Below are 294 nucleotides of genomic sequence, written 5' to 3'. Positions count from 1 at the left end.
ATAGAGCTGGTAAAGAAGATGAATCCAAAAAAGGAAAAAACGCTGGTAAGGATTTCAAAAAAAGGCGTGGTAGGTTTAAAATTCCCAAGGCCCAGGGTAGAAAGTACATAGCCCGTGTAGTAGAGTCTTTCCACCCAATTGGCAGGCCTGGAATCACTGTTAGTAATTGCGGAAGGGTCGTAGGAGTAAACCAGGAACAATCCCAGCCAGACCAGCAAGATCCAGACAAAGAGTACCGCCAGATTCACGATCATGCCACTGTAATCAAATACTTTTCTTCCGAAAAATTTTGAA

General features: G+C 43.2%; 1 protein-coding gene. It reads right to left on the bottom strand.

Going from position 1 to position 294, the window contains the following annotated elements:
• Positions 1-294: ion channel (locus tag HC175_RS22985; protein ID WP_235942736.1), on the bottom strand; the 294-nt coding region annotated here is incomplete at both ends.

It is taken from the genome of Salinimicrobium oceani, from assembly GCF_012037645.1.
Note: the sequence above shows the minus strand (reverse complement) of the source record. Positions and strands in the feature narration are given on the sequence as shown.